Source organism: Stenotrophomonas sp. AGC87 (genome assembly GCF_057333975.1).
In genome coordinates, this window is the sequence record NZ_JBHFHW010000013.1 from 16,036 (window position 1) to 19,969 (window position 3,934).

The window sequence follows — 3,934 nt, forward strand, 5'->3', positions numbered from 1 at the left end:
AAGCGTGGGCCGCGTTTGATCGCACTGCGCTCAAACGGTCAGCGCGTAGCCGAATTGCTGCTTGAACTGCTCGTTGAACTCATCGAACGTGAAGCGCTGGTTCTGGGTGCCCGGGTGCTCGACCTTCAGCGCGCCCATCAGGTTGCCCATGCGGCCGATGGTCAGCCAGTCGTAGCCCTTCTCGATGCCGTAGATCAGGCCGGCGCGGAACGCATCGCCACAGCCGGTCGGGTCCACCACGCGGCGCTCGTGCGCCGGCGGGATGTCATAGGTCTTTTCCGGGGTGTGGATGACCGCGCCCTTGGGGCCACGGGTGGTGATGTAGGCCTTGACCCGGCTCACGATCGCCTTTTCATCCCAGCCGGTGCGCTCCTGCAGCAGGTTGGACTCGTAGTCGTTGACGACGACGTAGTCGGCCTGCTCGATGAAGGTGCGCAGCTCCGGGCCGTTGAACAGCGGCATGGCCTGACCCGGGTCGAAGATGAACGGCACGCCGGCCTCGAAGAATTCCTGCGAGTTCTGGATCATGCCTTCGCGCCCATCCGGGCCGACCAGGCCCAGGGTCACGCCGGGCACGTCTTTCACGTGGTTCTCGTAGGACCGCATCATCGCGCCCGGGTGGAAGGCGGTGATCTGGTTGTTGTCGTGATCGGTGGTGATGAACGCCTGCGGGGTGAACAGCTCATCGATCACCTTGACCCGGCTCAGATCGATGCCCAGGCCCTGGAAGTACTCGCGGTACGGGCCGAAATCCGAACCCACCGTGCCCATCGGGATCGGCTCGCCACCCAGCAGGTACAGGTTGTAGGCGATGTTGCCGGCGCAACCGCCGAATTCACGACGCATGCGCGGCACCAGGAACGACACATTCAGGATGTGCACCTTGTCCGGCAGGATGTGATTCTTGAACTGGTCCGGGAACACCATGATGGTGTCGAAGGCAAGAGAACCACAGATCAAAGCGGACATCGAGTAAGGCCTATGCGGAAGGGGGTTTGAGGCCCGTTGGGCGGGCAACGAAACGGCGCCCTGCGGCGCCCTGCGGCGCAAAGGTTAACGGGTAGGGCGGCTTTGGGCCAGAACCCGGGCTGTCCGGATTGGCCTGAATGGCCGTGAAGGCTGGCTTTCGGCCAGATTTGTCCTTGCTCGCGCACAGGGGGATTGCTAGGCTTGTCGACCTCGAATTCTGCCCATTTTTTCGCCATCCCGCGTTGGGCGCGACACCCCTCAGGATCAACTCCCAGATGTTCAAGAAACTGCGTGGCATGTTCTCCAATGACCTGTCCATCGACCTGGGCACGGCCAACACCCTCATCTACGTGCGTGGGCAGGGGATCGTGCTGAACGAGCCGTCGGTCGTGGCCGTGCGCCAGGACCGTGCCATCGGTGGTACCCGTTCCGTGGCTGCCGTGGGCGCCGAGGCCAAGCAGATGCTTGGCCGTACCCCGGGCCATATCACCACCATCCGCCCGATGAAGGATGGCGTCATCGCCGACTTCACCTACACCGAGGCGATGCTCAAGCACTTCATCAAGAAGGTCCACAAGTCGCGCTTCCTGCGCCCGAGCCCGCGCGTGCTGGTCTGCGTGCCGGCCGGCTCGACCCAGGTCGAACGCCGCGCCATCAAGGAATCGGCCGAGGAGGCCGGTGCGCGTGATGTGTTCCTGATCGAAGAGCCCATGGCCGCTGCGATCGGCGCCGGCATGCCGGTCACCGAGGCGCGTGGCTCGATGGTCATCGACATCGGCGGCGGCACCACCGAAGTGGCGGTGATCTCGCTCAACGGCATCGTCTACTCGGCCTCCGTGCGTATCGGCGGCGACCGCTTCGACGAATCGATCACCAACTACGTGCGCCGCAACCACGGCATGCTGATCGGTGAAGCGACCGCCGAGCGGATCAAGGTCGAGCTGGGCTGCGCCTACCCGCAGGCGGAAGTGATCGAGATGGAAATCTCCGGCCGCAACCTCGCCGAGGGTGTGCCGAAGATGATCAAGATCAACTCCAACGAGGTGCTTGAAGCCCTGCACGAGCCGCTCTCGGGCATCGTCAGCGCGGTCAAGCTGGCGCTGGAGCAGACCCCGCCGGAACTGTGTGCCGACGTCGCCGAGCGCGGCATCGTGCTGACCGGTGGTGGCGCCCTGCTGCGCGACATGGACCGCCTGATCTCCGAGGAAACCGGCCTGCACGTGCAGGTGGCCGATGACCCGCTGACCTGCGTGGCCCGCGGTGGTGGTCGTGCGCTGGAGCTGGTGGACATGCACGGCAACGAGTTCTTTGCGCCGGAGTGAGCCGTACCGGCCGTGTATCGTAGACGCGCCTCTGCGGCGTGATGCCTCCGGTAAGCTTCGCTTGCCGGGCGTCACCTCGCCGGGGCGTTGTCGCATGCTGTTCCCGCTGCGCTCTTGTTCCGCGCGCTTCATCCACACTTTTTCCAGTCGACGCCTGTGCCGCCTTACGCCGGTCCTCCCGTAGCCTCCCGCCAGGGCGATGCCGCCAGTCCGCTGCGCCTGCTCGCTTACCTGGCGTTGGCCATCACCCTGATCGTGCTCGATGACCAGGCCGGCTGGCTGTCGCGCCTGCGCGCGCAGGCCAACGTGCTGGTGCAGCCGGTATGGGCGCTGGCCGGCCTGCCGGGGCGCCTGGGCACGCAGGTCAAGGACAACGCGGCCAGCCACGGCCAGCTCGTCACCGAGAACCGTGAACTGCGCAATCAGCTGCTGATCGCCAATGCGCGCCTGACCCGCCTGCAGACCGCCGCGCTGGACAACGCCCAGCTGCGCGAGCTGCTCAATGTGGCCGAGCGCAGTGGCCTGGATGTGCAGCTCGCGCCGATCCTGGATATCGACCTGGACCCGGTGCGCCAGCGCCTGGTGTTGGCGGCAGGCACCCGCGATGGCGTGCATGTCGGCCAGGCGGTGATCGATGCCGGTGGCCTGATGGGCCAGGTGATCGCCACCACCGGCAACAGCGCGACCGTCCTGCTGCTCACCGATCCCGACCATGCCGTGCCGGTCACCGTGGCCCGCAACGGCGTGCGCCTGATCGTCTACGGTCGCGGCGACACGCTGGAGCTGCGCGACATTCCGCTCAGTGCCGGGGTGGAAGTGGGCGATGAGATCGTCACCTCCGGGTTGGGCGGGCGCTTCCCGGCCGGCTTCCCGGTCGGCAGCATCACCGCGCTGCGCCCGGATGACACCCATGCCTTCCTGGTCGGTGTGCTGAAGCCGGCCGCCCAGCTCGACCGTGGCCGCGACGTGCTGCTGCTGCGCCCGGGCGAGGCGATCCGCATCCCGCCGAACCTGCGCCGTGATGCCAGCGAAGCCGGTGGCCCGGCTGCTGGGCCGCTGCAGGAGGGCACGCCGGCCGGCACCGCAGCGCCGGCCAGTACCACCCCGGCGGGTTCATCCCCGGCCACCACGGCACCTGCGACGGCGCCCGCCAATGCACCGCAGGCCAACCGGCCCGGTCCGTCCGCACCGGTACCGGGGACCGCTCCGCGCCGTGACGCAGCCGAATCCACGGCAGTGCCGAGCCATGCTCGGCAGGCCGAACCCGTGGAGAACCGGCCATGAGCCGCCTGCGCGACAAACCCTGGGTGCTGCCGGTGAGTCTGGTCGTGGCGCTGCTGCTGGGCCTGTTGCCGCTGCCGGCGCTGCTGCAGCCGCTGCGTCCGTACTGGTTGGCACTGGTGCTGGCCTACTGGGTGATCGAGACACCGGACCGGGTCGGGCTGGGCATCGCCTTCGCCAGCGGCGTCATCGCCGATCTGCTCTATGGCGGCGTGCTCGGCGAGCAGGCGCTGCGGCTGGTGATCCTGACCTTCATCCTGCAGCGCTTCCGCGCGCGGATCCGTTTCTTCCCGATGTCCCAGCAGATCCTGGCGATCGGCGGCCTGCTGTTCAACGACCGCATCGTCAGCGCGGTGGTGCAC

The 3,934-nt window shown here is 67.1% G+C and carries 4 protein-coding genes; 3 read left to right on the forward strand and 1 reads right to left on the reverse strand.

Translation table 11 applies throughout. From position 1 onward, the window contains the following. Positions 1-30: 30 nt before the first annotated feature. Positions 31-969, reverse strand: coding sequence for a carbohydrate kinase family protein (locus tag ACE026_RS06045; protein WP_486038350.1), 939 nt, complete (start codon positions 967-969; stop codon positions 31-33). Between the two features lie 275 nt (positions 970-1,244). Here ACE026_RS06045 and ACE026_RS06050 point away from each other — a divergent pair, with 275 nt between their 5' ends. The 3 genes from ACE026_RS06050 to mreD form a co-directional block, all read left to right on the forward strand. Beyond that, the gene (locus tag ACE026_RS06050) at positions 1,245-2,291 is read left to right on the forward strand and encodes a rod shape-determining protein (protein WP_019186044.1); all 1,047 of its coding nucleotides are present in this window, start codon (positions 1,245-1,247) and stop codon (positions 2,289-2,291) included. A 156-nt stretch (positions 2,292-2,447) separates the two neighbouring features. After that, a complete protein-coding gene (mreC, locus tag ACE026_RS06055; protein ID WP_486038351.1) occupies positions 2,448-3,575 on the forward strand; it encodes a rod shape-determining protein MreC in 1,128 nt (375 codons plus the stop codon). Then, positions 3,572-3,934 (forward strand): rod shape-determining protein MreD (mreD, locus tag ACE026_RS06060; protein ID WP_486038352.1); only part of this gene is annotated, 363 nt, incomplete at its 3' end. The genes mreC and mreD, both read left to right, overlap by 4 nt.